The 24,219-nt window shown below is 50.4% G+C and carries 22 protein-coding genes and 6 pseudogenes; 12 read left to right on the top strand and 16 right to left on the bottom strand.

The features are described 5' to 3' along the window. The first annotated feature begins 1 nt into the window (after position 1). Both capU and virK read left to right on the top strand, forming a co-directional pair. Positions 2-1,090, top strand: a complete 1,089-nt coding sequence (gene capU, locus GHC22_RS23625; RefSeq protein ID WP_153754016.1) for a putative hexosyltransferase CapU — start codon at positions 2-4, stop codon at positions 1,088-1,090. Between the two features lie 4 nt (positions 1,091-1,094). Next, entirely contained in the window at positions 1,095-2,051 is a 957-nt protein-coding gene (virK, locus tag GHC22_RS23620; protein WP_153754015.1) for a virulence factor VirK, read from the top strand. A 363-nt stretch (positions 2,052-2,414) separates the two neighbouring features. Here virK and GHC22_RS23615 read toward each other — a convergent pair whose 3' ends face one another. The 3 genes and pseudogenes from GHC22_RS23615 to GHC22_RS23605 all read right to left on the bottom strand — a co-directional run bounded on the left by GHC22_RS23615 (position 2,415) and on the right by GHC22_RS23605 (position 4,611). After that, positions 2,415-3,419, bottom strand: a complete 1,005-nt coding sequence (locus GHC22_RS23615) for an IS110-like element IS4321 family transposase (RefSeq protein ID WP_000427623.1) — start codon at positions 3,417-3,419, stop codon at positions 2,415-2,417. Between the two features lie 99 nt (positions 3,420-3,518). Beyond that, positions 3,519-3,832 (bottom strand): annotated as a pseudogene (locus GHC22_RS24765) (Tn3 family transposase); the annotation flags it as partial. A 26-nt stretch (positions 3,833-3,858) separates the two neighbouring features. After that, entirely contained in the window at positions 3,859-4,611 is a 753-nt protein-coding gene (locus GHC22_RS23605; RefSeq protein ID WP_004729622.1) for a S9 family peptidase, read from the bottom strand. 240 nt (positions 4,612-4,851) lie between these two features. On the opposite strand from GHC22_RS23605, the pseudogene GHC22_RS23600 reads away from it, so the two are divergent. Continuing rightward, positions 4,852-5,199, top strand: a pseudogene (locus GHC22_RS23600) (EamA family transporter); the annotation flags it as partial. A gap of 210 nt (positions 5,200-5,409) precedes the next feature. On the opposite strand, the gene GHC22_RS23595 reads toward GHC22_RS23600, so the two are convergent. The 3 genes from GHC22_RS23595 to GHC22_RS23585 all read right to left on the bottom strand — a co-directional run bounded on the left by GHC22_RS23595 (position 5,410) and on the right by GHC22_RS23585 (position 8,122). Further along, entirely contained in the window at positions 5,410-6,183 is a 774-nt protein-coding gene (locus GHC22_RS23595) for an SDR family NAD(P)-dependent oxidoreductase (protein ID WP_004729618.1), read from the bottom strand. 65 nt (positions 6,184-6,248) lie between these two features. Next, on the bottom strand, positions 6,249-6,950 hold the full coding sequence (locus GHC22_RS23590; RefSeq protein ID WP_001194072.1) for a DsbA family oxidoreductase: 702 nt from the start codon (positions 6,948-6,950) through the stop codon (positions 6,249-6,251). A gap of 65 nt (positions 6,951-7,015) precedes the next feature. Beyond that, positions 7,016-8,122 carry an alkene reductase gene (locus GHC22_RS23585; RefSeq protein WP_006687059.1) on the bottom strand — a complete coding sequence of 369 codons (1,107 nt, stop codon included), beginning with the start codon at positions 8,120-8,122 and terminating at the stop codon, positions 7,016-7,018. A 213-nt stretch (positions 8,123-8,335) separates the two neighbouring features. On the opposite strand from GHC22_RS23585, the gene GHC22_RS23580 reads away from it, so the two are divergent. Further along, positions 8,336-8,665, top strand: coding sequence for a co-chaperone YbbN (locus GHC22_RS23580; protein ID WP_002431133.1), 330 nt, complete (start codon positions 8,336-8,338; stop codon positions 8,663-8,665). Positions 8,666-8,694: 29 nt separating this feature from the next. Here the strand turns inward: GHC22_RS23580 and GHC22_RS23575 are convergent, their stop codons facing one another. The 4 genes from GHC22_RS23575 to GHC22_RS23560 all read right to left on the bottom strand — a co-directional run bounded on the left by GHC22_RS23575 (position 8,695) and on the right by GHC22_RS23560 (position 11,088). Beyond that, positions 8,695-9,033 (bottom strand): carboxymuconolactone decarboxylase family protein, encoded by a 339-nt coding sequence (locus GHC22_RS23575; protein WP_000888080.1) that lies wholly within the window; start codon positions 9,031-9,033, stop codon positions 8,695-8,697. A 4-nt stretch (positions 9,034-9,037) separates the two neighbouring features. After that, positions 9,038-9,619, bottom strand: a complete 582-nt coding sequence (locus GHC22_RS23570) for a TetR/AcrR family transcriptional regulator (protein ID WP_000210409.1) — start codon at positions 9,617-9,619, stop codon at positions 9,038-9,040. A gap of 141 nt (positions 9,620-9,760) precedes the next feature. Then, positions 9,761-10,318 (bottom strand): OsmC family protein, encoded by a 558-nt coding sequence (locus GHC22_RS23565; protein WP_153754014.1) that lies wholly within the window; start codon positions 10,316-10,318, stop codon positions 9,761-9,763. 185 nt (positions 10,319-10,503) lie between these two features. Continuing rightward, a complete protein-coding gene (locus tag GHC22_RS23560; RefSeq protein ID WP_012695450.1) occupies positions 10,504-11,088 on the bottom strand; it encodes a recombinase family protein in 585 nt (194 codons plus the stop codon). 159 nt (positions 11,089-11,247) lie between these two features. Here GHC22_RS23560 and GHC22_RS23555 point away from each other — a divergent pair. From GHC22_RS23555 to GHC22_RS23530, 6 genes and pseudogenes are all read left to right on the top strand, one after another. Next, positions 11,248-12,132, top strand: a pseudogene (locus GHC22_RS23555) (DUF4158 domain-containing protein); the annotation flags it as partial. Positions 12,133-13,148: 1,016 nt separating this feature from the next. After that, the gene (locus GHC22_RS23550) at positions 13,149-13,469 is read left to right on the top strand and encodes a FlxA-like family protein (RefSeq protein WP_049040620.1); all 321 of its coding nucleotides are present in this window, start codon (positions 13,149-13,151) and stop codon (positions 13,467-13,469) included. Between the two features lie 224 nt (positions 13,470-13,693). Continuing rightward, the gene (locus GHC22_RS23545) at positions 13,694-14,398 is read left to right on the top strand and encodes an IS6-like element IS26 family transposase (RefSeq protein WP_001067858.1); all 705 of its coding nucleotides are present in this window, start codon (positions 13,694-13,696) and stop codon (positions 14,396-14,398) included. Positions 14,399-14,452: 54 nt separating this feature from the next. Then, positions 14,453-14,878: pseudogene (locus tag GHC22_RS23540) on the top strand (TetR/AcrR family transcriptional regulator); the annotation flags it as partial. 19 nt (positions 14,879-14,897) lie between these two features. Further along, on the top strand, positions 14,898-15,686 hold the full coding sequence (locus tag GHC22_RS23535; RefSeq protein WP_014839978.1) for a winged helix-turn-helix domain-containing protein: 789 nt from the start codon (positions 14,898-14,900) through the stop codon (positions 15,684-15,686). Further along, on the top strand, positions 15,686-16,204 hold the full coding sequence (locus GHC22_RS23530) for a FidL-like protein (protein ID WP_014839979.1): 519 nt from the start codon (positions 15,686-15,688) through the stop codon (positions 16,202-16,204). The genes GHC22_RS23535 and GHC22_RS23530 overlap by 1 nt, the downstream gene beginning before the upstream one ends. A gap of 4 nt (positions 16,205-16,208) precedes the next feature. On the opposite strand, the gene GHC22_RS23525 is transcribed toward GHC22_RS23530, so the two are convergent. The 4 genes and pseudogenes from GHC22_RS23525 to GHC22_RS23510 all read right to left on the bottom strand — a co-directional run bounded on the left by GHC22_RS23525 (position 16,209) and on the right by GHC22_RS23510 (position 19,119). After that, complete coding sequence (locus GHC22_RS23525; protein WP_014839980.1) at positions 16,209-16,625, bottom strand: fosfomycin resistance glutathione transferase FosA3; 417 nt, start codon at positions 16,623-16,625, stop codon at positions 16,209-16,211. A 259-nt stretch (positions 16,626-16,884) separates the two neighbouring features. Continuing rightward, positions 16,885-17,202: pseudogene (locus tag GHC22_RS23520) on the bottom strand (IS5/IS1182 family transposase); the annotation flags it as partial. 34 nt (positions 17,203-17,236) lie between these two features. Beyond that, complete coding sequence (locus GHC22_RS23515; RefSeq protein WP_001617865.1) at positions 17,237-18,112, bottom strand: extended-spectrum class A beta-lactamase CTX-M-14; 876 nt, start codon at positions 18,110-18,112, stop codon at positions 17,237-17,239. Positions 18,113-18,414: 302 nt separating this feature from the next. Continuing rightward, positions 18,415-19,119 carry an IS6-like element IS26 family transposase gene (locus GHC22_RS23510; protein ID WP_001067858.1) on the bottom strand — a complete coding sequence of 235 codons (705 nt, stop codon included), beginning with the start codon at positions 19,117-19,119 and terminating at the stop codon, positions 18,415-18,417. Positions 19,120-19,184: 65 nt separating this feature from the next. On the opposite strand from GHC22_RS23510, the pseudogene GHC22_RS23505 reads away from it, so the two are divergent. After that, positions 19,185-20,699, top strand: a pseudogene (locus GHC22_RS23505) (Tn3-like element TnAs1 family transposase); the annotation flags it as partial. Between the two features lie 104 nt (positions 20,700-20,803). After that, entirely contained in the window at positions 20,804-21,277 is a 474-nt protein-coding gene (locus GHC22_RS23500; RefSeq protein ID WP_153754013.1) for a thermonuclease family protein, read from the top strand. Positions 21,278-22,076: 799 nt separating this feature from the next. Here the strand turns inward: GHC22_RS23500 and GHC22_RS23495 are convergent. Together GHC22_RS23495 and repA are read right to left on the bottom strand one after the other, a co-directional pair. Beyond that, positions 22,077-22,247: a hypothetical protein gene (locus GHC22_RS23495; protein ID WP_153754012.1), complete on the bottom strand. Its 171-nt coding sequence runs from the start codon at positions 22,245-22,247 to the stop codon at positions 22,077-22,079. 1,105 nt (positions 22,248-23,352) lie between these two features. Next, the gene (gene repA / locus GHC22_RS23490) at positions 23,353-24,219 is read right to left on the bottom strand and encodes a plasmid replication initiator RepA (RefSeq protein ID WP_137378394.1); all 867 of its coding nucleotides are present in this window, start codon (positions 24,217-24,219) and stop codon (positions 23,353-23,355) included.

The following is a 24,219-nucleotide window of genomic DNA, read 5'->3' as shown; positions in this document are numbered from 1 at the left end:
AATGAATATACTATTTACGGAATCATCACCGAATATAGGTGGTCAGGAATTACAGGCTGTTGCTCAAATGAAGGCCCTGAAGAAAATGGGGCATTCAGTTATGCTTGTCTGCAGGGAAAACAGCAAAATTGCTTTTGAAGCCAGTAAGTTTGGAATTGATATCACATTCGCGTTATTTCGAAACAGTCTTCACATTCCTACTGTATGGAGATTACTCGGAATAGTTCATAGTTTTCAGCCCGATGCAATCGTTTGTCACAGTGGACATGATAGCAATATTGTTGGTTTGGTACGGTTATTCACCAGGAAACATCCATTCAGAATTATCAGGCAAAAGACATATTTGACACGAAAAACAAAAGTTTTTTCAATAAATCATTTTTGCGATGAGGTGATTGTTCCCGGAACAAGTATGAAGACACATCTGGAGCAGGAAGGATGTCGAACTCGGGTTACTGTTGTGCCTCCAGGCTTTGATTTCCAGAAATTATACGTTGATTCCCGAAACAGTTTGCCTCCGAGTGTTCTTTCCTGGCTGGCGTCCCGAAGGGGATGCCCCGTTATTGCTCTGGTAGGAATGTTGCGCCCGGAAAAAGGGCACGAATTTATGTTGAATTTACTGTTCCATTTAAAAATGAATGGACGACAGTTCTGTTGGTTGATTGTGGGGTTTGGTTCGCCTGAACTGCGGGAGCATTTACAGTATCAGATTGGCAGTATGGGCATGCATGATGATGTTTTTATTGCTGACAATGTTTTTCCTGCCGCCCCCGTATATCGGGTTGCCAGTCTGGTGGTTCTGCCTTCAGAAAACGAATCTTTTGGTATGGTACTGGCAGAAGCATCGGCATTTTCTGTGCCTGTAGTGGCCAATCAGATTGGTGGAATCCCTGATGTTATTCAGAACAACCAGACCGGGACATTGTTACCAGCAGGTAATAAGCACGCATGGATGTGCGCCCTGAATGATTTTTTTAATGACCCTGGGCGTTTTTATCAGATGGCTCGCCTGGCAAAACAGGATATAGAAGAGCGGTTTGATATTAATAAAACTGCGTTAAAAATTCTCACATTAGCGAAGCACAAGTAACAATATGTTTTCTGTAAGTAACTTATCATTTATCGGTTTCCTTAAAAGGATTGCTTTTTCCTCAGATTCACTACCGGGGAAGTGGGAACACAGAAAATTTCGGTTCATGTACATTTTGCGATGTGCTATAAATCCGGTTGCCAGTATTCGATATTATTACGAACTGCGTTCCTTGCAGTGCATTGAGGATATTCTGGCAATACACCCCACGTTGCCAGCAAGAATTCATCGCCCTTATTTGCATAAAGGGGGAAGCGCCTGGACCCGGGGACAATATATTCTTGAGCATTATCGCTTTGTGCAAAATTTGCCAGAAAAATATTCTGAATTTTTGTTTCCACAAAAATCGGTATCATTAGTCCAATTCATCGGGAAAGATGGAGAGAATTTTGATATCCAGTGTTCTCCCAGTGGTTTTGACCGGGAAGGAGAGTTGACGTTGTCATTGTTTTTCAATAAAACAGTGATTGCCCGGTTAACATTTTCAGTCATTCTGACTCAAAATGGATACACCGCTTTTATTGGCGGATTGCAGGGAGCCCCTAAAAATACCGGACCTGATGTTATTCGGTGCGCAACCCGGGCCTGTTATGGGCTTTTCCCAAAACGGATTATTTTTGAAGCATTTTGTGCGTTGATGAAAGCTTGTAATGTCTCTGAGTGTCTGGCAGTCAGTGAGCACAGTCATGTTTTCCGGCAATTGAGATACCGGTATCAGAAACGCAAAACCTTTGTTGCGGTCTACAGTGATTTCTGGGAGTCTGTAGCAGGAAAAACCTGTGGTGACTGGTACAGATTACCAACACAGGTGGTTCGAAAGCCGCTAAGCGATATAGCCAGTAAAAAACGCTCTGAGTACCGAAAACGATACGCTTTGCTGAATTATATCCATGAAACTACTATCCGCTCTTTGGATGCATATCCTGTAAACTCAGAACATCAGGACGGCTTTGTTGAATAAATCAGATTTCGGGTAAGTCTCCCCCGTAGCGGGTTGTGTTTTCAGGCAATACGCACGCTTTCAGGCATACCTGCTTTCGTCATTTTGGGGTCCGCTTGGAAAACGGAATCTATGGTCACTCCCGTTTTTGCAACACCGATTTTGACGACAAGTTGGCTTGCTTGAATCTATCCGGCGTCTGAATGGGATTTTATTCCCGCGCCTTGATGAGTTCCGCGCCTGATGAACCTCCAGAAAATATACGGCTTCAATGAGCCTTTCCGTTTTACAGGTTCCTCAACAGGCCGGTGGGCCGTTAGTATCATCAATATCAGTATTCGCAAAACCAGATCAGTAATTCTTTAAACCGGTGTATTTCTGCCGTTATGCTACATAAGTTTGCTGTCGTGCCGTTAGGGCCCAGGCTATTCTGGCCAGCTTGTTTGCCAGAGCACAAGTGACGACAAAGTTGCTTTTCCGGCACAGTAAATCCCTGACCCAATCGGCCAATTTGCCAGACTGGTGTTCCAGTTTTTGTATGAATACCCTGGCACATTGAACCAACAAAGTTCGGATCTTTTTATTACCTCGCTTACTAATTCCCAGCAATGTCGTCCTACCTCCCGTGCTGTACTGCCGAGGTACAAGCCCTGTTGCCGCCGCAAAGTCACGGCTGCTGGCGTACTGCTTCCCGTCGCCAATCTCAGTTGAAATAGTACTCGCTGTCAGTGTTCCGACGCAGGGAATGCTCAGCAAGCGCTGTCCAACCTCATCTTCGTCCAACTTTCGTTTCAACTGGGATTCCAAATCTTTAATCTGCTCAACAAGATAGTGATAATGCTGTTGTAATTTCAGCAATAACTGGCTGAGGTAAAGAGGCAAACTATTATCCTCAAGAATGGTACTCAGTCGGCTAATAACGGCAGCTCCTCGGGGAACGCTAATGCCAAATTCCAGCAGAAAAGCATGCATTTGATTGGTTGTTTTTACCTTATCCTGAACCAGGGATTCACGGACACGATGCAGAGCCCGCATTGCCTGCTGAGATTCCGTTCTGGGCTGCACAAAACGCATAGACGGACGCGATGCAGCTTCACAAATAGCTTCGGCGTCGACAAAGTCGTTTTTATTGCTTTTAACGAACGGGCGGACAAATTGTGGTGATATCAGCTTTGGGGAATGCCCCAACTCTTCCAACTTGCGTGCCATAAAGTGAGAACCGCCACAGGCTTCCATTGCGATGGTTGTAGCGGGGCATGTCGCCAAAAATTCGATCAACTTTGGCCGGGTAAATTTTTTACGGTAAACAGCCTTCCCGCGACGATCCTGGCAATGAATATGGAAAGAGTTTTTACCCAGATCGATACCAATGAGCGCAATGTTTTCCATGATAGTTCTCCGAATGAAAGCCTGTCCTCAGCATAGTACCGGGAAGGAGGGAGTGACCATCTCATTAATTATCCCACGCTAAGACTATATTTTGTACAGCAGTGGAGAAGGATGAGAGACCAGCAGTTCATTAACAGGGACTCCTTTTTGCTTAAGCGGCTCAATGGTTCATTCTATATAAACCGTATTCCAGAGTGTTATCGCCGCCGTATGTAGTGTCAGCGCCGGTGGCGTGGTAACACTGATCCTCCCACCCCCAGATCCCTGATTTCATTCAGCCGGTGCATGAAGGATGCTCGCCCAAGGGCCTCACCCTTATTCAGCCCCGCCTGTATGCATCGGCCTAAGCCTTTATCGCAAAATCAGTCCAGCATAAACAGCGTCCGATCTCTGCAGAAAATCGCCCTCTGCGCTACGAGTTTGAACGCATTTACTCTGTTTATAGGTAACATTCGCTCCACGATATAATGATATCGGCAACGTATTCAGCATCCTGAGCATGAGTCAGAAGGTGATCCGCCTTACCCAACGAAATGAAACTCTTGGGATGCTTTGCTGCTTTGAATATTTTTTCGGCCTGCTCAATTAACACAGTATCATCTTCAGTCGCATGAAAAATAAGCAGAGGCTTGTTCATGGCGAACACCTTATGAGCGATTTTGTGTTCCTGAATATTGTCCAGCATCTGTTTCTTTAAGGTAAATACCCGCCCGGCCAGCTCAACGGGATAGGCTCCATGCTGGTTAATGTTTTCAACATCATCCTTAAAAAGACGTTTTACGTGTGTCAGTTCTCCGGGTGATCCTATGGTGACAACGGCCTTTGCCTCAGGAACTTCGCCGGCAATAGACAGAATGGCCGATCCCCCCAGGCTATGGCCGATGAGCAAAGAAGGCGCTTCGTACTGTCGGCGGAGATAATCTACCGCGCAAAGCAGATCCGAAATATTGGATGAGAAGTTGGTGTTGGAAAAATCCCCTTCGCTGTTTCCCAGACCAGTAAAATCAAACCGGAGAACGGCGATAGCATTCTCTGTCAGTTTCCGCGCAATACGCGCCGCGCCTTTGAGGTCTTTGCCACACGTAAAACAATGAGCTAACAGCGCAAACGCTTTAGGATTTTCAGGAAGTTCAAGCAATCCGGCCAGTTCTTCACCAGCCGCATTTTTGAACGTAAATTTTAGTTTTTTCATAGGATATTCCAGGTCTTAAACTGATTTCATATGTTTGATCGCAGGGAAAAATAATCTTCTGCTCTGCATCTGGCATTACGCGTTTTCCTTCCTCTACTGGGGATGTGAAACAGAATTCATTCCGAATGCCTGTCCTCACCTTCCAGTTTGAAAGCTGATTATTGCTTCCTGTTCGGTGATCACTTACGCTATGCTACCAACTAGATGGTAGCTTACAAGAATTTTATGAGGTCTCACTGAATGGCCAATTGCGCGCTCATTCTTAAAATATCCCTGGCAATGCTGGCGTTTGCTGCAAACTCTATTCTGTGCCGTCTGGCCCTGCAGGGAGGCCACATTGATCCCCTTTCATTCAGCAGCCTCAGGCTGGCCAGTGGTGCACTCGTCCTGTCACCTTTCTTGTTTTATCACGCAAAAACTACATTATCGCTGTGGCGTCCGCTGAGCGGATTTTACCTCATGGTGTACGCAGTGCTCTTCTCTGTCGCCTATATCCATCTCGATACCGGGGCAGGTGCGCTGTTACTTTTTGGTGCCGTACAGTTTGCGATGGTGATCCACGGATTATTTAAAGGGGAATCACTCTCCGTTACCGGCTCCTCATCGTGTATAACCCCTTTCTCTCTGGCCGTTTTGTCCTGTCAGGATGTCGTCAGAACCCGGCATAACACCCTGTGCCGGGAACACAAAAGGCACGGATGAACAGGTCGTGAATATTCTTAGTGAAGCCTGCTGATGACATGTCTGGCGACAAAAAAATGCCGCCCTTAAGGGGCGGCTTATGCCAGCGTCACGGGGTTATCGTCTGACCGCCATGATGCCCGCATCGACATCCCAGATAGCGCCCGTCACCCATGAGGTTTTGTCAGACAACAGGAAGAGAATAGTGTTTGCCACATCTTCGGCAGTTCCGACGCGTCCCAGCGGGTGGAAATCGTTCAGCGACTTCATAGCATCTGCGATATCCGCTTTGTCCATGAAGCCTTCGTATATCGGCGTATGAACAATCCCGGGAGACACCGCGTTGACACGAATACCCGCGCTGGCCAGCTCAATCGCCAGATTACGCGTCAGGGCATGCAGACCCGCTTTTGCCATTGAATAGGCCGAGGCCGGCGAGTCACCCAGTGCAGCCTGAGCACCAATCGAACCGACGTTGACGATAGACCCTTCGAGCTTCGCGGCGAGCATGTTCTTCACGACATCCTGTGTAATAAAGAACGTGGCTCGGTTCAGCGAAAGATACATGTCATAATCGGCAAAGCTGTGCTCGGTAAATCCTTTGGGCATGAAGATACCGGCGGCATTCACCATCAGGCTGATATCGCGATGGTGAGCATTAATTTCCTGACGGATAGTTTCCATACCTTCTTCGGTCATCAGGTTCGCCGCGATGACCGCAACCGGTCCCAGAGGGCTCAGTTCTTTTTGCACCGCTTCGGCTTTGTCTTTTTTATTCCCGGTCAGCACGACACTGCCGCCCGCTTCCAGTACCATGCGTGCCACGGCCAGGCCCATGCCGCTGGTACCGCCGACGACGAGCAGTTTTTTACCTTTGAAAAAAGTGTTCATTTTCTGACTCCATTACTGGTGGGTAAGACGTTGCCGGCAGCGTGAAACTGCCGGCGGTTGACGGATTAAATACTGCAGCCATCCGTTCCGCAGGTCTGACCCGCAGTGGCTGAAAATTCGGTTTGCTGTTCATCCCAGACCTGACGCAGGGCATTCAAAAAGTTATCTGCTGCCTGAGCCCCGCTGATGGCATATTTTTCGTTCATCACAAAAACCGGAACGCCGCTGAGGCCAATAGACTGTGCGTGGGCTTCATCGTCGGAAACGGTGGCGCGAAAATCGTCATTTTCCAGGGCGGCTTCAGCGTCAGCTTTCGGCATACCGGCTTCTACGGCCATGGCAACGAGCTGCTGACGGTCAAAGAGAGAGCGACCTTCGGTGATACTGCCATGATAAAAACGTTCTTCCACCGCGTCCGCAATTCCGGCCTTACGCGCGGCAACCAGCAGGGTGTGTGCATCTTCTGTATCACCAAACATCATGCCGTCGAAGTTGTAGATCAGACCTTCAGATTTACCGGCGGTGCCCACCTGATTCATCATCAGCTCCGCTGAATGCTGACTGCCCAGCTTTTTAACGATGGCATCCTTAAAAGGCATCGCGGGAGTACCACCGGCCAGACGGTAGCTGTGATGGCGGATCACCACCTGGTCGCGAAATTCAAAGCGATTCAGACCCTGTTCAAATCTTTTTTTAGCAATCCAGCACCACGGGCAGACCAAATCTGACCAGATATCGATGGTAAGGGTGGGTTTCAGCGTTTGCATAATGATTCCTCAAAGACGTTGGGCGGTCGGATCTCACTTATCAGAGAACCGCGACCGTATGGGATTTATTGCGCCTGCCAGACCGGGTAATCGGTATAGCCTTTTTCCGGGGAACCACTGACGCCGTAGTAGGTGGCGCGGTCACTTTCTGCCAGTGGCCAGCCGTTTTGCATTCTTTCAACCAGATCCGGGTTAGCGATGTAGGGCACACCAAATGCCACCAGATCCAGCTCATCATCTTCCAGAGCCTGCTCTGCGATATCACGGGTAAAACCGCCGGCAGCGATGATGGTGCCTTTAAACGTGTTGCGAAAACGGCGGCGGAAGCCTTCCGGAAGTGGCGCTTTGGTGTACACCGGCTGATAGTAAAGGTGTACGTAGGCCAGTTCCCGCTGACCGAGCGCGTCGGTGATGGCTGACCAGGTTTGCTCTTCACCTTCATACGGCGCGAGGTCATAAATGCGGCCGAACGGTGACAGGCGCACGGCAACGTGGCTGTTACCCACGGCTTCCGCCACGGCGTCAATGGTCTCCAGCAGGAAACGCTGACGATTTTCCACCGAGCCGCCGTATTCGTCGGTGCGGGTGTTCAGTTCGCTACTGAGGAACTGGTCAAAGATGAATCCGTTTGCCGCCATGATTTCCACGCCGTCAAAGCCGGCTTCCATCGCCAGGCGTGCGGAGTGCACGAAGTCTGCAGTGATGCGTTTAACTTCATGCGTTTCCAGCGCGCGTGGCTGGCTTGGTACAACCGGGCCCGGTTCTCCGGATTCGGTCAGCGCAAAAACGGTGGTATTGACCGCCTGAACGGTGCCCGCTGAAACCGGCGCTATGTGGCCTGGCTGAAGAGAGACGTGAGACATACGGCCGACGTGCCAGAGCTGCGCGAAAATACGGCCACCTTTGGCGTGAACCGCTTGTGTCACCTTACGCCAGCCCTGGACGTGTTCGTCGTTGTAGATACCAGGGGTATAAAGGTAACCCCGGCCTTCTTCTGAAACCGGCATCCCTTCGGTGATGAGCAGGCCAGCAGAAGCACGCTGTGCATAGTACAAAGCCACGACCTCATCCGGCACGTCATTCATGGTGCGGGTGCGGGTCATCGGTGCCATGACTACACGGTTTTTTAACGCCAGGCCAGACAGATTGTAGGGGGTGAAAAGCTTACTCATCGTATACCTCACAAAAAACAAAAAGGAGTATCCCGGCAGGGATTTGCACAGCCCGGCAGTATCATCGACTGGACGTCGCGCACTGGAGTTGCATAAACATCTGATGGGTGGCAATATACCAACCATCTAGTAGGTAGGTCAATGGCTGTGTCGTATTTTTTTGTCATAACGCAGCCATTTCTGAATTGTCACTCATTTTGCGAGGTCATCACCATGCGTACATTAACAGCTTATAACGAAGATAATTTCCGCCAGATAGAGCAGTACAAAGGAATATCGGTGGTACGTTTCTCTGCACCCTGGTGTCCGCCCTGTCAGGCCAGCGAAGAAATGTTCAGTCAGTTTGCAGACCGGCTCGATAGAGATATTCAGGTGGGGAAAGTCAATGTAGATCAGGCGCCGGTGCTGACAACCAAATACGAGATCTGGGGGCTGCCGTCTGTGCTGATATTTCATGAAGGGCAATTAGTTAAACGCATACCGGGTGTGAAACCTGCATCGGTATATGCTCAGGCTATTGCGGACATAAAAAAAGGGCAGTAATGCCCTTTTAACGTGGAATTTATTAATGCTTAACCGCGTGCCTGACCGACGGCATCCAGAGTGCGGGCTGAATAAATGACCGCCGCGCCAGCGTTGAGGTTAATCGCCACGCCCAGCGCTTCAGCAATTTCAGCGTCGGTTGCACCGGCTTTCACAGCTGCGTCGGCGTGAAAAGCAATACAGCCGTCGCAGCGGGTTGTGACTGCGCACGCCAGGGCAATGAGTTCACGCACTTTTGCGCCCAAAAGGTCAGTTTTGTTACCTGCGTTGCCCAGGGCAACCACGCCTTTCATGGTCTCGGGGGTCAGTTTGCCCAACTCGCCTAAACGTTGCATTAACTCTGAGCGATAGTTGTTCCAGTCCAGCATAGTGTCATTCTCCTGAATGAGGGGTATTAAGAAGCAGTTTTATATACTTAAGGCTGTTGGCGAAGACTTCGGGTCTGGCCGTTGCATGCGCCACTACGCTTGAGCCTTCACAGACATTAATGATCATCAAAGCAATATCTGATGGTTCGGCATGGGATGAAAACTCACCTGACTCCATGCCCGCCCTGACGACTTTTGTGAGCCACTCGATTTGCATATCGAAATAAAGTGATGTCTGTACAGTAATTGCCTGAGGCAGATTGGCGGTCTCTGCTGACAACGCACAACACAGTGGCAGTAGCGAAGCTTTATGGCTTTGCGCGAAGATATCGATGTAAGCCGCAATTCTTCTCTCCGCGCTTTTCTCAGTCGCCTCTATCTGCTCAAATACGCGTTGTGTATCAGAGAACGCCTGTATTACCACCTGCTCACCCAGAATATCTTTGGTCGGGAAATGGTGATGAATACTGGCCTTGGTGATACCCACTATTTTTGATAAATCAGCATAGCTGAATGCTGAATACCCTTTTTCGCGCATCAGGTGTTCTGCTTCGCTGAGCAGCCGTTCCCGTGTCATGGTTGTCATAATTACTCCATATAATCTACTAGTTGATAGATTATATTGTTGCTATTTTTCCGTAGCAAGTTGTATCACTGACTCAGTATCGTGCAGAGCTGAACGTCACTGCCATCCTGCATTCTGAATGGCAGCATTACATCTCTGACATCACGCCAGGCGTGTAATCATTTCAACCGGATTAGCCAGAGTATCGTGGATTGGCGAATTCTTTTGCATTTCGCTGACCAGCGCTTCTAACTCCTCGCGACTGGCGGTCTTGCTCGTAAGGTGAACATCGACGCGAATAGATTTCGCACCTTTACGCACGTTGCTGTCCAGCCCAAGGAAGCCGTTGAGGTTGATATCGAAATTAAGATCCAGCTCGATACCGTCCAGGTCGATCCCTTTTTCAGCAGCCATCATGGTAAGGGTGGCGGTATAACAGCCAGCCAGCGCCTGCATGATGTATTCAGTCGGGCTCATGCCGGTATCGGTGCCGAGTAAACCTGCGGGTTCATCACCGATATTAGAAAATTTCCCCACACGGCAGGTATCGATAACGCCGTTCTGGATTGTGGCGCCGGTCTCTGTGCGAACGGTTAATCCGCCGCTGGAACGGGCTTTCATCTGGAAAGTCAGGTTACCCAGGCCAGGCTGGCTGCGAACTGCTTCACGGGTATTGTGGATCGCAGCTGCGTCTGCAGAAGGTTTAACGGTAGTAGACATAATGGCTCCTGTAATTTCTTGATAAAAGGTATAGCTGGTGTAATCAGTACCAACCATCTAGTTGGTAGATTAATATCGCGAACCTCTTTTGTCTACTCTTTAATAAAAAATAGGGGGAAAAGAACCCAGCAGGCTGTTTTATTTCATAATAACCATTTGATTTTTTTTATAATCTTCCCAGCCGCTCACTCTTGCAGCAATCCAGCCTTTACCCGAAGGATAGTCTGGCGGGTGGTATTAAATTCCCGGGCAATAGCACTGATACTGATGCCAGCATTTAGGCGCTCTGTCACTGTTTGCTTTTGTTCCTCGCTCAGGATGGGGGGGCGACCGAAGCGTTTTCCAGCCGCTTTTGCCCTCGCAATACCTGAATACGTTCGCTCAAGCAGCAAATCCCGCTCAAACTCCGCTACAGCAGAAATTACCTGCATAGTCATTTTTCCGGCCGGACTGGTCAAGTCAACGCCTCCGAGTGCGAGACAATGAACGCGAATATCTAAAGCCGCCAGTTGCTCTACTGTTTTTCGGATATCCATCGCATTACGACCCAGACGGTCAAGTTTGGTGACAATCAGTACATCCCCATTTTCCATGCGATCTAGCAACCGGATAAATCCGGGGCGTTCGCTGGCAGCAACCGAGCCACTGATATGCTCCTCAATAAGTCGTTGGGATCTGATGGCAAAACCCGCCGCTTCAATTTCACGACGCTGGTTTTCTGTGGTCTGTTCCAGAGTTGAGACCCTGCAGTAGGCAAAAACACGTGACATGGGAAACTTTCCGTACGAAATGGATGTCCGAATTATAACGTGTGTCCGAAATTAATTTCACTAAGTTTCGGACATGTGCTGTAAGTGGTGTACGAAACCGACCGATTTCGGTCAGTGCAAAGTGATAACTTAAATGAACTATATGCAGGGGAGGCATTTATGCCACGGAGACAAATACTCAGTAGTGAAGAAAAAGAACGCTTGTTGGTTGTGCCGGATGATGACGTTCTTCTGACGCGCATGTGCTTTTTGAACGAACATGACCTCGCGCTTATTAATAAACATCGCAGGCCAGCTAACCGCCTGGGTTTTGCTGTTTTACTTTGTTATTTGCGAGGACCAGGATTTCCACCCGACAATAATGAGTCCCCTCACTACGGGGTTGTTTCCCGGCTTGCGGCTCATTTGAAACTTCAGCCTGATCTGTGGGCAGAGTATGCATCAAGAGAGGTCACCCGCTGGGAACATCTGGCTGAACTCTACCGCTACCTTGAATTATCTCCCTTCAGCCGGGCGCTGCAAAAAAACTGTATTCGCCACCTTTATCCCCACGCCATGCGGACAGACAGAGGTTTTTTACTTGCGGAAGAAATGCTCTCCTGGCTCCACAGTAATAAGATTATTTTCCCCTCTGTTGAGGTGATCGAACGAACCCTTGCTGAAGCAACAACGCTTGCTGACAGAGCGGTTTTTTCTGCGCTGACCGAGCAGCTTGAACCGGGGCAAAAAGCGGCACTGGACCGCCTGCTGGTATCTGAGGGTGAACAACCTTCACGACTGGCCTGGTTGCTTCAGCCTCCGGGAAAAATAAACGGCAAAAATGTCCTGCAACATATCGACAGGTTAAATGCGATAGAGTCGCTGGCACTGCCTGACGGTATTACGCTTTCCGTGCATCAGAACCGGCTCCTGAAACTCGCACGCGAAGGCAGGAAAATGAGTAGCCGGGACCTGGCAAAATTCACGGATGTTCGCCGTTATGCCTCGCTGGTTTGTATTATATCGGAAACCAGAGCCACCCTGACTGATGAAGTTATTGATCTGCAAGCCGTGTCGAGGGCGTCAACTCCTGGCTGGATGCCTTCATATCGGATTCCAAGCGGTGGTTTACCAAACCAGTATCATTCTCAAATGTGCTTGCATTTTCCTATCGTAGCAATCCGAAAGATTTAGATGATATCAAGTCCAGTCTGTAACGTCAGTGATATAAAAGGATATGATTGTCTGATGTCTGTCACTGACCATTTTACGGATAGAAACAGAGTAAAAATTCATATAGACAATTACTTAACAAAAATGAGGCAAATTAACCCCCTTATTTGTCGTTTTGTTCATGATAATAGACGCTATCCTACTGGAACCCTGACGTACACAGAACCAGGACACAAATATTCGACCATTCTTCCCCCGTGAGGAATGGTCTTCTTTTTCATCAATTACCCAGCAATTTCCCCGATAACTCTTGTATTTCCCTGCCCAGTATAGCGTAGTATTTAGTCCCAAAGAATAACGATTAGCAGCACCCGAAACACTTATGTTACATTGCGTAATGATAACGCAACATAGCTATCTAAACCTTAAACTGGTATGATATTTGCGAACTGGTGAATATATAACATCAGACAGTGTATTGAAGCGGTCCAGGGGATGTCACCGGGCCGTTTTTTTTATTTGAAGGTATTATTAACTGAAATACTGATAATGATATATTCAGAGATTTGAAGTTGTCCCTTAAAAGTACTGTAAGAAATTGATCTTTTAATACTTAATCTAAATAGGTTAGGTATGACCGTGCCCAGGGAACAGCCGTGAGGATGGATTATCGTAACTACAAATTGTGTAAACACAAAAAGAGTATGTACTTTCCGGCCTTCAGCCAAAAGATATTCACTCACCACGCTGTCCAGCGCGTTCAAAATCATGTCTGGTAATACGTTAAACTGAACCGCAACAAGCCAGTCTATATAACAGCCTGAAAAAAATGAAAAAATAAATCATAAGAATTCTAAAGTATATCTGCGTATATGCCGATACACCTATATATTTACCATGGAGGTTCTATGTCTATATCAATACAAACTAATACAAGTATAAAAAGTTCTAACAGTTCAGCTAATAGTGAATCATCTCAGATATCACAAATTTTAAAGAAGATACAGTCACTTACAGAAAAACTTGGTAAGGTGTCGTCAGAAGATGGTATGACAACAGATCAGAAGAAAGAGATGGTGGCTATCATACAAAAGCAAATTCAAAGTTTGTCTGCTCAATTACAACAGTTACTAAAACAGCAGGCTGAGAAGCAGGACAAGGAAACGCAGACTCAGTCAGGTAAAAGGGAAGATAAGAACCTCGAAAATACTATTGATGTTTATGTATGAATAGGTATTCCGGTGTGGACAACCCTCACAACCGTTGAATAATTTTGGCCTCGTGACGAGGCCTATTCAAAGGTCTCCGGACAGACGTCACCGAGATGACCGTGGCGCCGGACCCTTTAAATCATTCAATTAATAACCTTACTTGTAGAGGTTCTCTCACTGGCACTGTTGCAAATAGTCGGTGGTGATAAACTTATCATCCCCTTTTGCTGATGGAGCTGCACATGAACCCATTCAAAGGCCGGCATTTTCAGCGTGACATCATTCTGTGGGCCGTACGCTGGTACTGCAAATACGGCATCAGTTACCGTGAGCTGCAGGAGATGCTGGCTGAACGCGGAGTGAATGTCGATCACTCCACGATTTACCGCTGGGTTCAGCGTTATGCGCCTGAAATGGAAAAACGGCTGCGCTGGTACTGGCGTAACCCTTCCGATCTTTGCCCGTGGCACATGGATGAAACCTACGTGAAGGTCAATGGCCGCTGGGCGTATCTGTACCGGGCCGTCGACAGCCGGGGCCGCACTGTCGATTTTTATCTCTCCTCCCGTCGTAACAGCAAAGCTGCATACCGGTTTCTGGGTAAAATCCTCAACAACGTGAAGAAGTGGCAGATCCCACGATTCATCAACACGGATAAAGCGCCCGCCTATGGTCGCGCGCTTGCTCTGCTCAAACGCGAAGGCCGGTGCCCGTCTGACGTTGAACACCGACAGATTAAGTACCGGAACAACGTGATTGAATGCGATCATGGCAAACTGAAACGGATAATCAACGCCACGCTGGGATTTAAATCCATGAAGACGGCTTACGCCACCATCAAAGGTATTGAGGTGATGCGTGCACTACGCAAAGGCCAGGCCTCAGCATTTTATTATGGTGATCCCCTGGGCGAAATGCGCCTGGTAAGCAGAGTTTTTGAAATGTAAGGCCTTTGAATAAGACAAAAGGCTGCCTCATCGCTAACTTTGCAACAGTGCCGTAAAGGCGGCCTTATCCACCATTTCCCGAACAAGCAGGCGCTAATATTCGCCCTGTTCGCGCGTCTGCTGGCAATCATGGAAGAAGCGATTACCGCGCTGATGCAACAGGATGGCGTGAGCTATGGCCGGTTTACCCGCGCCTATCTGAACTATCTGGCGGATCTCACGGACACCCATGAAAGCCGCCAGCTTATGGTTTTGTCGCTGGCAATGCCCGATGAACCGGTGCTGCGCAAATGCTGGCGCGACTGGATGCTGGAGAAACTGGCGCAGGGCGATGAGCTGGATAACAGCCCAACCGGCACGCTGGTGCGCTACGCCGCTGACGGCATCTGGCTTTCGGAGTTGACGGAAGGGATCACCATGAGCGCCGACCACCGTCGCGCGCTGGTTGACTCCCTGAATAAAATGACGCTTCCCGCGTGAAGCACAGACTGAGGCCGCGATGCGCTACAACATCAATGCCCGTTTTATCTACGACGCCACCGACGGAACCCTGACGCTGCCGCAAAGCGATGAACCGGACAGCCAGCTATCCCTCACCGCCAGCGCCCTGTTTAACTATTTTCTGCGCCATACCGAGATTGTCAGCCGGGAAGATGTTCTGAAAAAAGTCTGGGATGACAATGGATTAACCTCATCCAACAGCAATCTGAATCAGTATCTCAGCATGCTGCGGAAGACCTTTCGCCATTACGGCGTCGATAACATCATCGTCACCGTCTCGCGCGGCTATTTGCAGCTTAATCCCGAGGTCATTATCGAAGCGCTGGACGACGCGCCGCCGGTTTCACCACAACAGACGCCTGCCGAACCGCCGCCCGTTACGACAACGCCAGACGCACCGCGCTCCGCACATGCTCGCGGGATGTGCTGGTACATGGCCGGAGCCTGCTTGCTCACCATTGCCCTGCTTCTGGTTGCCTTCAGTCTGGTCGGCATCAGTGAATCCCAGCCTATCGCGCTGACCCGCCTCAGCCATAGCCAGTGCGAACTGCTGGCCAGCGATGAAATGCGACGTTCGGTCAGTGAAGAGTCCTACGGCAAAAACTTCGATGAGGTACGCCAGCGGCTGAATATTGCCTGTAAACCCGGTGAACGTTTTCTTTTCTTCTACGGCGATCGGCTCGAAACCAACGGGCTGGGGCGCGTGTTCCTTGCCCACTGCGCCATGCATGAAGATAACCCGTTCAGCTATTGCGATAACTACTTTTACTACTCCTGGAAGCCGTAATGAGACTCGCGCCGCGTCCGTTCTTTGCCCTCTGCGTTCTGGTATTTATTGCCGCCGCCGCGTTTAGCGCCTGGCGGCTGCTGCCTGCCGACAACGCGGGTGTCATGAGCTGTTCCACTAAGGGCATCATGCGCTTTGAGAACATGGACAAAGAGAACGTTAACGGCAATATTCACTTCAATTTTGGCGCGCAGGGTAAAGGCTCGATGGTGGTCGAAGGTTACACCGACTCCGCCGCCGGCTGGCTCTACCTGCAACGCTACGTGAAGTTTACCTACAGCAGCAAACGCATCTCGGCCACCGAGCGTCATTACCGCATCAATCAGTGGGAATCGAGCGCCTCCTCGATTGATGAATCGCCGAACGTGATTTTCGACTACTTTATGCGCGAGATGTCCGACAGCCACGACGGGCTGTTTCTCAACGCTCAGAAGCTCAACGAAAAGGCTATCTTGCTCAGCTCTATCAATTCACCGCTGTGGATCTGCACGTTGAAATCCGGCAGTAAGCTGAACTAACCCGTCAATCAAAAAAGACCATCCCCTTGTAGGGGCGTTCGCGACAGGCGGCCAGCCGCTGCGCCAGATTCCCCACATGCAGCTCCAGCTTATGGCCGTCAGGGTCGAGAAAATAGTAAGACGCCCCTTCACTGCGGTTATCTTTCCATACCTCAGCCCCCGCCTGCGCCAGCAGAGCCACCACCCCGGCAAACTCTTCTTCCGCCACGCTGAAGGCGTAGTGGGTATAGTCGCTTTCCTGAGGGGGCGTTTTACGCCGCTGCTCATCCAGCGACAAGCACAGCCACAGCGCCCCACAGGAGAGATAGGCTCCGCTATCCCAGCTGGCGTGCAGGCGCATTCCAGGTAACTGCTGATAAAATGCCAGGCTTGACGCCAGATCGCTGACCGCCAGCGTCAGATGATTCAATCCCTGCAGCATGACTTTTCCTCCCGTTATCAAACCCTGTTGTAAACTGTGATCGGCGACGCATCCCCTCCCGGCCTCACCTCATCACCGGCTAAAAAGCGCATTTTTTGCGTTTAGCCTGCCATCGGAAACCTGCGCCTCGCCACACTAATCCCCGCTCTATGTTACCCCTTTTTTGAAATCATTTAGCAATCCAATAACATTTCATCCCCCCGGAAAAAGCGGGCTAAAAATCGCCTTATTGAAGACCAAATCAGCACCGACATTACACCGGGCAGCGTAGCGGAACGTTCATCAGAGAAAAAATGGAATCAATAAAGCCCTGCGCAGCGCGCAGGGTCAGCCTGAATACGCGTTTAATGACCAGCACAGTCGTGATGGCAAGGTCAGAATAGCGCTGAGGTCTGCCTCGTGAAGAAGGTGTTGCTGACTCATACCAGGCCTGAATAGCTTCATCATCCAGCCAGAAAGTTATGGAGCCACGGTTGATGAGGGCTTTATTGTAGGTGGGCCAGTTGGTGATTTTGAACTTTTGCTTTGCCACGGAACGGTCTGCGTTGTCGGGAAGATACGTGATCTGATCCTTCAACTCAGCAAAAGTTCGATTTATTCAACAAAACCAGTTACAGCCCTTCGGCGATGATTCTCGCCGCTGAAGCCAGCACATCGCGGCGGCTCTCTGCGTTCTGTTGCGGCTGGGTAAAATAGGTCACCAGAACCAGCGGCGCACGACCCTGCGGCCAGATCACCGCAATATCATTGGTGGTGCCGTAGTCGCCGCTGCCGGTCTTATCACCCACAGTCCACGACGTCGGTAAGCCGGCCCGAATGCTGGCTGCGCCGGTCGTATTGCCTTTGAGCCACGTCACCAACTGCGCCCGCTGGGTTTCGCCCAGCGCATGACCCAGCGTAAGCTGACGCAACGTCTGCGCCATCGCCCGCGGCGTGGTGGTGTCTCTCGGGTCGCCGGGAATGGCGGTATTCAGCGTAGGTTCAGTGCGATCCAGACGAAACGTCTCATCGCCGATCGCGCGGGCAAAAGCCGTCACGCCTCCCGGGCCACCGAGCTGGGCAATCAATTTGTTCATGGCGGTATTGTCGCTGTACTGCAACGCGGCCGCGCTCAGTTCTGCCAGCGTCATTGTGCCGTTGACGTGTTTTTCGGCAATCGGATTGTAGTTAACCAGATCGGCAGGCTTGATCTCGACAGGCTGATTAAGCAGCTGCTTTTGCGTTTCACTCTGCTTAAGCACCGCCGCGGCCGCCATAACTTTACTGGTACTGCACATTGGAAAGCGTTCATCACCGCGATAAAGCACCTGCGTATTATCTGCGGTATCGATGAGCGCGACGCCCAGCCGCCCTCCGCTGCTTTTCTCCAGCGCCGCCAGCTTTTGCTGCACCGCACTCGTCTGCGCATAAAGCGGCGCGCTGCCCAGCAGCAGCGGAATGCACGCCGCCGCCGCGAACATCATCCGTTGCACTCTCTTTGTCACCATCTCAAACTCCCAATACGGTCAATCCGTGTTACATCAGTATTCCCTAAATTCCACGTGTGTTTTTTATTAGCTTCAAAAATCACTATTTCACGAAGAATTTAGACTGCTTCTCACACATTGTAACATTATTTACAACCACCTTTCAATCATTTTTGATAAATCATTGATTTCATCTTTGCTGCAATGATACTTAATAAACTCTGCAAGTTATCCACAGAGCAACACTCAATTTTATTGATGATATTCTTATGGCACTGTTGCAAAGTTAGCGATGAGGCAGCCTTTTGTCTTATTCAAAGGCCTTACATTTCAAAAACTCTGCTTACCAGGCGCATTTCGCCCAGGGGATCACCATAATAAAATGCTGAGGCCTGGCCTTTGCGTAGTGCACGCATCACCTCAATACCTTTGATGGTGGCGTAAGCCGTCTTCATGGATTTAAATCCCAGCGTGGCGTTGATTATCCGTTTCAGTTTGCCATGATCGCATTCAATCACGTTGTTCCGGTACTTAATCTGTCGGTGTTCAACGTCAGACGGGCACCGGCCTTCGCGTTTGAGCAGAGCAAGCGCGCGACCATAGGCGGGCGCTTTATCCGTGTTGATGAATCGTGGGATCTGCCACTTCTTCACGTTGTTGAGGATTTTACCCAGAAACCGGTATGCAGCTTTGCTGTTACGACGGGAGGAGAGATAAAAATCGACAGTGCGGCCCCGGCTGTCGACGGCCCGGTACAGATACGCCCAGCGGCCATTGACCTTCACGTAGGTTTCATCCATGTGCCACGGGCAAAGATCGGAAGGGTTACGCCAGTACCAGCGCAGCCGTTTTTCCATTTCAGGCGCATAACGCTGAACCCAGCGGTAAATCGTGGAGTGATCGACATTCACTCCGCGTTCAGCCAGCATCTCCTGCAGCTCACGGTAACTGATGCCGTATTTGCAGTACCAGCGTACGGCCCACAGAATGATGTCACGCTGAAAATGCCGGCCTTTGAATGGGTTCATGTGCAGCTCCATCAGCAAAAGGGGATGATAAGTTTATCACCACCGACTATTTGCAACAGTGCCACTTCGACGACTACCTGCTGCCGGCCGAGAAGTTCGCCGCACTCAAGCGCGAGCAGGCCCTGCCCCTGGCGATCAACCCGAACAGCGACCAGTACCTGGAAGAGCGTTTGCAGCTGCTGGACGAGCAGTTGGCCACCGTCACCCGCCTGGCCAAGGACAACGAGCTGCCCGATGCCATCCTCACCGAGTCAGGGCTGAAAATCACCCCGCTGGATGCGGCGGTGCCGGATCGGGCGCAGGCGCTGATCGACCAAACCAGCCAGTTACTGCCGCGCATCAAGATCACCGAACTGCTGATGGACGTGGACGACTGGACGGGCTTCAGCCGCCACTTCACCCACTTGAAGGACGGGGCCGAGGCCAAAGACAGGACGTTGCTGCTGTCCGCAATCCTCGGTGATGCGATCAACCTCGGGCTGACCAAGATGGCCGAGTCGAGCCCCGGCCTGACCTACGCCAAGCTGTCCTGGCTGCAAGCCTGGCACATCCGCGACGAAACCTATTCGGCGGCCTTGGCCGAGCTGGTCAACCACCAGTATCGCCACGCCTTTGCCGCCCACTGGGGCGACGGCACGACCTCATCCTCCGATGGCCAGCGCTTCCGCGCGGGTGGCCGGGGCGAGAGCACCGGGCACGTCAACCCGAAGTACGGTAGCGAGCCGGGACGGCTGTTCTATACCCATATCTCCGACCAGTACGCGCCGTTCAGCACCCGCGTGGTGAATGTCGGCGTCCGCGATTCCACCTATGTGCTCGACGGCCTGCTGTACCACGAGTCCGACCTGCGGATCGAGGAGCACTACACCGACACGGCCGGCTTCACCGATCACGTCTTTGCCCTGATGCACCTGCTAGGCTTCCGCTTCGCGCCGCGCATCCGCGACCTCGGCGAAACCAAGCTGTACGTGCCGCAGGGCGTGCAAGCCTACCCGACGTTGCGCCCGCTGATCGGCGGCACCCTGAACATCAAGCACGTGCGTGCCCACTGGGACGACATCCTGCGCCTGGCCAGCTCGATCAAGCAGGGCACCGTCACCGCCTCGCTGATGCTGCGCAAGCTCGGCAGCTACCCGCGCCAGAACGGACTGGCCGTGGCCCTGCGCGAGCTGGGCCGGATCGAGCGCACGCTGTTCATCCTGGACTGGCTGCAAAGTGTTGAACTGCGCCGCCGCGTGCATGCCGGCCTGAACAAAGGTGAGGCGCGCAACTCGCTGGCCAGGGCGGTGTTCTTCAACCGCCTTGGGGAAATCAGGGATCGGAGCTTCGAGCAGCAGCGCTACCGGGCCAGCGGCCTCAACCTGGTGACGGCGGCTATCGTGCTGTGGAACACGGTGTACCTGGAACGCGCCACCCAGGGGTTGGTCGAGGCCGGCAAGCCGGTGGACGGCGAGCTGCTGCAATTCCTGTCGCCGCTGGGCTGGGAGCACATCAACCTAACCGGCGATTACGTCTGGCGGCAGAGCCGCAGACTGGAAGACGGGAAGTTTCGGCCCTTACGGATGCCCGGAAAACCTTAGCGTACGATTTTTTCCGAATTCTGCGGGCTCCCCAATATTAGTTATGCCGTGCAGTTGATTGGTAATGAGGAAGATCGCAGCAGAACAGCACATGAGGTATATGCATGATCCGCCTGTTATGTTCAATAGTTATGATCGTACTGACGTTTTCTGCCAGTGCGGATATTAGCGGTAGGGTTGTGCGCGTGCTGGACGGGGATACCGTTGAAATTCTTGAAACAGGGAACAGACTGACCCGCGTTCGTCTGGCCGGCATCGATGCGCCCGAAAAGAGCCAGCCTTTTGGCCAGCGCTCCCGTCAGGCACTTTCATCGATGGTGGCGCAGCGCACCGTAACCGTCACGGGAGGAGATACGGACCGTTATGGACGGCTGTTGGGTACGGTGTGGTTTGACGCTAAGGACGTGAATGCCGAACAGATCCGTAAGGGACTGGCCTGGGCGTACCGGTATCACGGAAAACCCATCAAACCTGACTACGCTGCCCTCGAAGACGAAGCCAGACGCCAGGCAACTGGACTCTGGTCAGCCCCCGAACAGACAGAACCCTGGCGTTGGCGGAAGCAGCATCAGAGATAAAGTTATCTCAATGATGCCCCTGATTCCGCACGTTGCCGACAGCAGGGGAAACCGATTACTTATGCCAGTGTCACTGCGCATCCTTCTCCTTTCTTTTCCTGTTATACATAGCAACACTCAGATATATATTGACGGCAATAAAAAGTATTTAAGTTAAACATACTAAAACTAATGGACATATCAGAAAACAACCTATAAATTTATATATGCGTAGCAGAAACAAGTCTAATTAAATATATATCATTAAAAATCTCCTCAGGAGTTCTAAAATGAATAAAAAGAGTGACAGAATCTTTCCTAAACCAATTTTTTTGACAGTCCTGTATATAATAACGTTTTCCTTTTCTTACGCATGCTTATCTGAAATTCAACTAATTGGGTCAAATAATATTTCGCAAATTGATGCGGTGTGGCCATTAAACTGGATTACAGATCCGAACCAACGCATCTATGGTGCAGCTTTTTTAGGAGTGCTAATCTGCTGGGTTATCAATATAGTTTTCAACAAAGTAATTTTTACAAAGTATAACAATTCGAATAAAAAATCCATCTGAAGCCCATAACTATTCAGCAATGGCGGACGCTTGTTCGCCTCCTGAGCTATGCCACAAGTCGTATTACCTCAAAACCCTATCCCAGACGTTCCCTCGTTCGACGCATAGCGCTGTCAGCACATTGCTAAGGCATTTGGTCGGAAATCACCAAGCAAAAGACGGACCATAACGCGAATTAAACCCAGCAAAACTCGATCCTGCAGCAGATGACAAAGTTTTTTTCGCCGCTGTCGCTGTTATAGTGCTTACTGTTCCCTTTCAACAACGTCATTCTTCTCCCGATATTTATTTAGCCAGCTGTTTGATTCATACTCGATACAGTTAATAATACCCACTGCATCGGCATCGGCATCGGCATCGGCATCGGCATCGGCATCGAATATTACTGTAGTTGTCTCGTAAAAATACCTACCCATAAATATCACATTGAATATTTCCGCTCCAAACAGCTATTTCTTTGTTGTCATGTTGACGAGGTCTTTTATACACAGGATGTGGAACGCTAAAATTTATGTTCCACGGAAATTTCGGCAGTTCCAGTAGCTACTGTTATAAAGATAGAATCTTTATGCCGCCTGGCGGCATAAAGGCGCCAGCAGATGTTAGCCATGGCACTGAAAGTGAGTGGCGCCGTCGCCCGGCGTAGCCGGTTACAGTTCTGATAGGTTCCACCAATCCATCCCTTCCCCCTGTTAAGCCATAACCCGCTAACAGACAGCACAGGAAGCTATGTGCGTCGTCGGAGTGGTCACGACAAGGCTTAGCCGCAGTCGGGGCGTATCTCCGCGTTAGCGGGCCGTAAGGACCGCTTACGGGCGTGTTACCTGGGAGTTGTCGGCAGAATGAATTAAAGCGACTCAGAATCTAGTTACAACATCCATCATTAAAAGCGATGTCTTCCGGCCCTTTGGGCCGGGTGGCGGCGCTTTTCAGTGGTGAGTTTGTGTGCGGAGTTGAAGATCTGGAAAGTCAGTTATCAGATGTTGGCAGTTTATAAAGTTCTGAACCCTGCCCGCCATCTTTGGCGGGAGCTACTTCCAGGCGCAAAGCGCCTGAACCGTACCGGCGCGGACAACGTCCGCTGCAAGGGCGGGCGTTATACACATGTCCACAGGACAGGTGCTGAATAGGTTTTATTTTTAAAAGTAAGTAATAACTGAAGTTTAAAAGAAAGGAGATCGGGGGTTTAAAAGGATCATCGTGGTTTGTAAAAAAACCATTTAGTGGTTTGAACGATATCCTACCAGTGGATTGAAGCAATACCCTCTTGTAGTTTGTGTGGATAAGTAGAAGAAGAACGAAAAGCGGCGAAACATTGCGCGATCGGTCACAGAAATGCGTGACCAACAACGGGCGGATTTTGTTTAAGTTTATTAACCTCGAGGTCTACAGAACGAGTTTGTCATTCAGAGACCTGAAACATGGACTGGAACAGGTGAAAACGGCAATACAAGCGGTAAAGCAGGCAGGAGTAAACCGGCGCCAGGGCACCAGGTCATATCGATTGTGTATTAGCAGGCGTTAAGTTGTGACGAGCAAGGCATCACCGAGTCGAGCATAATGGCCACGCGAGAGCTTCATTCGCTCCGTGACACGACGTTCTATCTCCGCGCGCACCGAATCAAGACTACCGAAGAAGCGGCCCTTCCTGATTTCTTTCTGGATCTGCAGACGAACCAGTTGCTCAATCTCTTTACGCGTTCGGGGAGCATCTTTACGCGCCCTGTGCCGTTTCATGCCGTGTTCATAACGTGACTTATGATACTGTCGGAAGCGTTCACGCACGTATGACCAGGCTGCACTGATAAGTTCATCAGCACCGGCGCGAGGTAGCCCTTTCTTCTCACGCTGCTTGTTCTCCCACTCGATACGGCTGCGACGGGCTGCAGCAACTGCTTCCTCAGACACCCCCAGAACCTGCCACATCAGCGGCGTGAAAGTTATGTCTGTGGGGATATTGCAGCCGATTTCTTTGTCGTATTCGGTGTTATAGGTAATGAGATTGAGCTGAGCGAGAAACTTCAGTGCCCCCGTCAGGCGGGTGATCGACAGACGTTTTTTTTCCGTGGCCAGCCCGCAGCGAATGCTCATGGTAGTAAGCGATGAACCAACGCGATTAGCCAGGGGATTAAAATAATGGCACATTGCCTGAACAGCTGCTTCCAGAGCCCGTATGCGTAACACTGGCGGGCGCTTTTTGCGCTCACCACGGGCGATCAGCATAGCAACCAGAGCCTGAAACTCTGCACGCTGAGTGAAGCCAACAGCTTTCTCGCGAATTTTTTCGCAGAATGGTAGGGTTTTCTTTCCCTTTTCAGGAATGAACTCTGGATTCGGATTTTTTACCTGACGGTAAAGTGTAGTGGCTTCAGAAATCTGCTTACTCAC

Origin of the sequence: Citrobacter sp. H12-3-2 (genome assembly GCF_009649895.1) — a bacterium.
Taxonomy (GTDB): Bacteria; Pseudomonadota; Gammaproteobacteria; order Enterobacterales; family Enterobacteriaceae; genus Citrobacter; species Citrobacter portucalensis.
Note: the sequence above shows the minus strand (reverse complement) of the source record. Positions and strands in the feature narration are given on the sequence as shown.

Excerpts from the sequence above, each read along its gene's own strand:
- capU (WP_153754016.1), top strand. The coding sequence starts at position 2 with ATGAATATACTATTTACGGAATCATCACCGAATATAGGTGGTCAGGAA.
- virK (WP_153754015.1), top strand. The coding sequence starts at position 1,095 with ATGTTTTCTGTAAGTAACTTATCATTTATCGGTTTCCTTAAAAGGATT.
- GHC22_RS23615 (WP_000427623.1), bottom strand. The coding sequence starts at position 3,419 with ATGGAAAACATTGCGCTCATTGGTATCGATCTGGGTAAAAACTCTTTC.
- GHC22_RS23605 (WP_004729622.1), bottom strand. The coding sequence starts at position 4,611 with ATGAAAAAACTAAAATTTACGTTCAAAAATGCGGCTGGTGAAGAACTG.
- GHC22_RS23595 (WP_004729618.1), bottom strand. The coding sequence starts at position 6,183 with ATGAACACTTTTTTCAAAGGTAAAAAACTGCTCGTCGTCGGCGGTACC.
- GHC22_RS23590 (WP_001194072.1), bottom strand. The coding sequence starts at position 6,950 with ATGCAAACGCTGAAACCCACCCTTACCATCGATATCTGGTCAGATTTG.
- GHC22_RS23585 (WP_006687059.1), bottom strand. The coding sequence starts at position 8,122 with ATGAGTAAGCTTTTCACCCCCTACAATCTGTCTGGCCTGGCGTTAAAA.
- GHC22_RS23580 (WP_002431133.1), top strand. The coding sequence starts at position 8,336 with ATGCGTACATTAACAGCTTATAACGAAGATAATTTCCGCCAGATAGAG.
- GHC22_RS23575 (WP_000888080.1), bottom strand. The coding sequence starts at position 9,033 with ATGCTGGACTGGAACAACTATCGCTCAGAGTTAATGCAACGTTTAGGC.
- GHC22_RS23570 (WP_000210409.1), bottom strand. The coding sequence starts at position 9,619 with ATGACAACCATGACACGGGAACGGCTGCTCAGCGAAGCAGAACACCTG.
- GHC22_RS23565 (WP_153754014.1), bottom strand. The coding sequence starts at position 10,318 with ATGTCTACTACCGTTAAACCTTCTGCAGACGCAGCTGCGATCCACAAT.
- GHC22_RS23560 (WP_012695450.1), bottom strand. The coding sequence starts at position 11,088 with ATGTCACGTGTTTTTGCCTACTGCAGGGTCTCAACTCTGGAACAGACC.
- GHC22_RS23550 (WP_049040620.1), top strand. The coding sequence starts at position 13,149 with ATGTCTATATCAATACAAACTAATACAAGTATAAAAAGTTCTAACAGT.
- GHC22_RS23545 (WP_001067858.1), top strand. The coding sequence starts at position 13,694 with ATGAACCCATTCAAAGGCCGGCATTTTCAGCGTGACATCATTCTGTGG.
- GHC22_RS23535 (WP_014839978.1), top strand. The coding sequence starts at position 14,898 with ATGCGCTACAACATCAATGCCCGTTTTATCTACGACGCCACCGACGGA.
- GHC22_RS23530 (WP_014839979.1), top strand. The coding sequence starts at position 15,686 with ATGAGACTCGCGCCGCGTCCGTTCTTTGCCCTCTGCGTTCTGGTATTT.
- GHC22_RS23525 (WP_014839980.1), bottom strand. The coding sequence starts at position 16,625 with ATGCTGCAGGGATTGAATCATCTGACGCTGGCGGTCAGCGATCTGGCG.
- GHC22_RS23515 (WP_001617865.1), bottom strand. The coding sequence starts at position 18,112 with ATGGTGACAAAGAGAGTGCAACGGATGATGTTCGCGGCGGCGGCGTGC.
- GHC22_RS23510 (WP_001067858.1), bottom strand. The coding sequence starts at position 19,119 with ATGAACCCATTCAAAGGCCGGCATTTTCAGCGTGACATCATTCTGTGG.
- GHC22_RS23500 (WP_153754013.1), top strand. The coding sequence starts at position 20,804 with ATGATCCGCCTGTTATGTTCAATAGTTATGATCGTACTGACGTTTTCT.
- GHC22_RS23495 (WP_153754012.1), bottom strand. The coding sequence starts at position 22,247 with ATGGGTAGGTATTTTTACGAGACAACTACAGTAATATTCGATGCCGAT.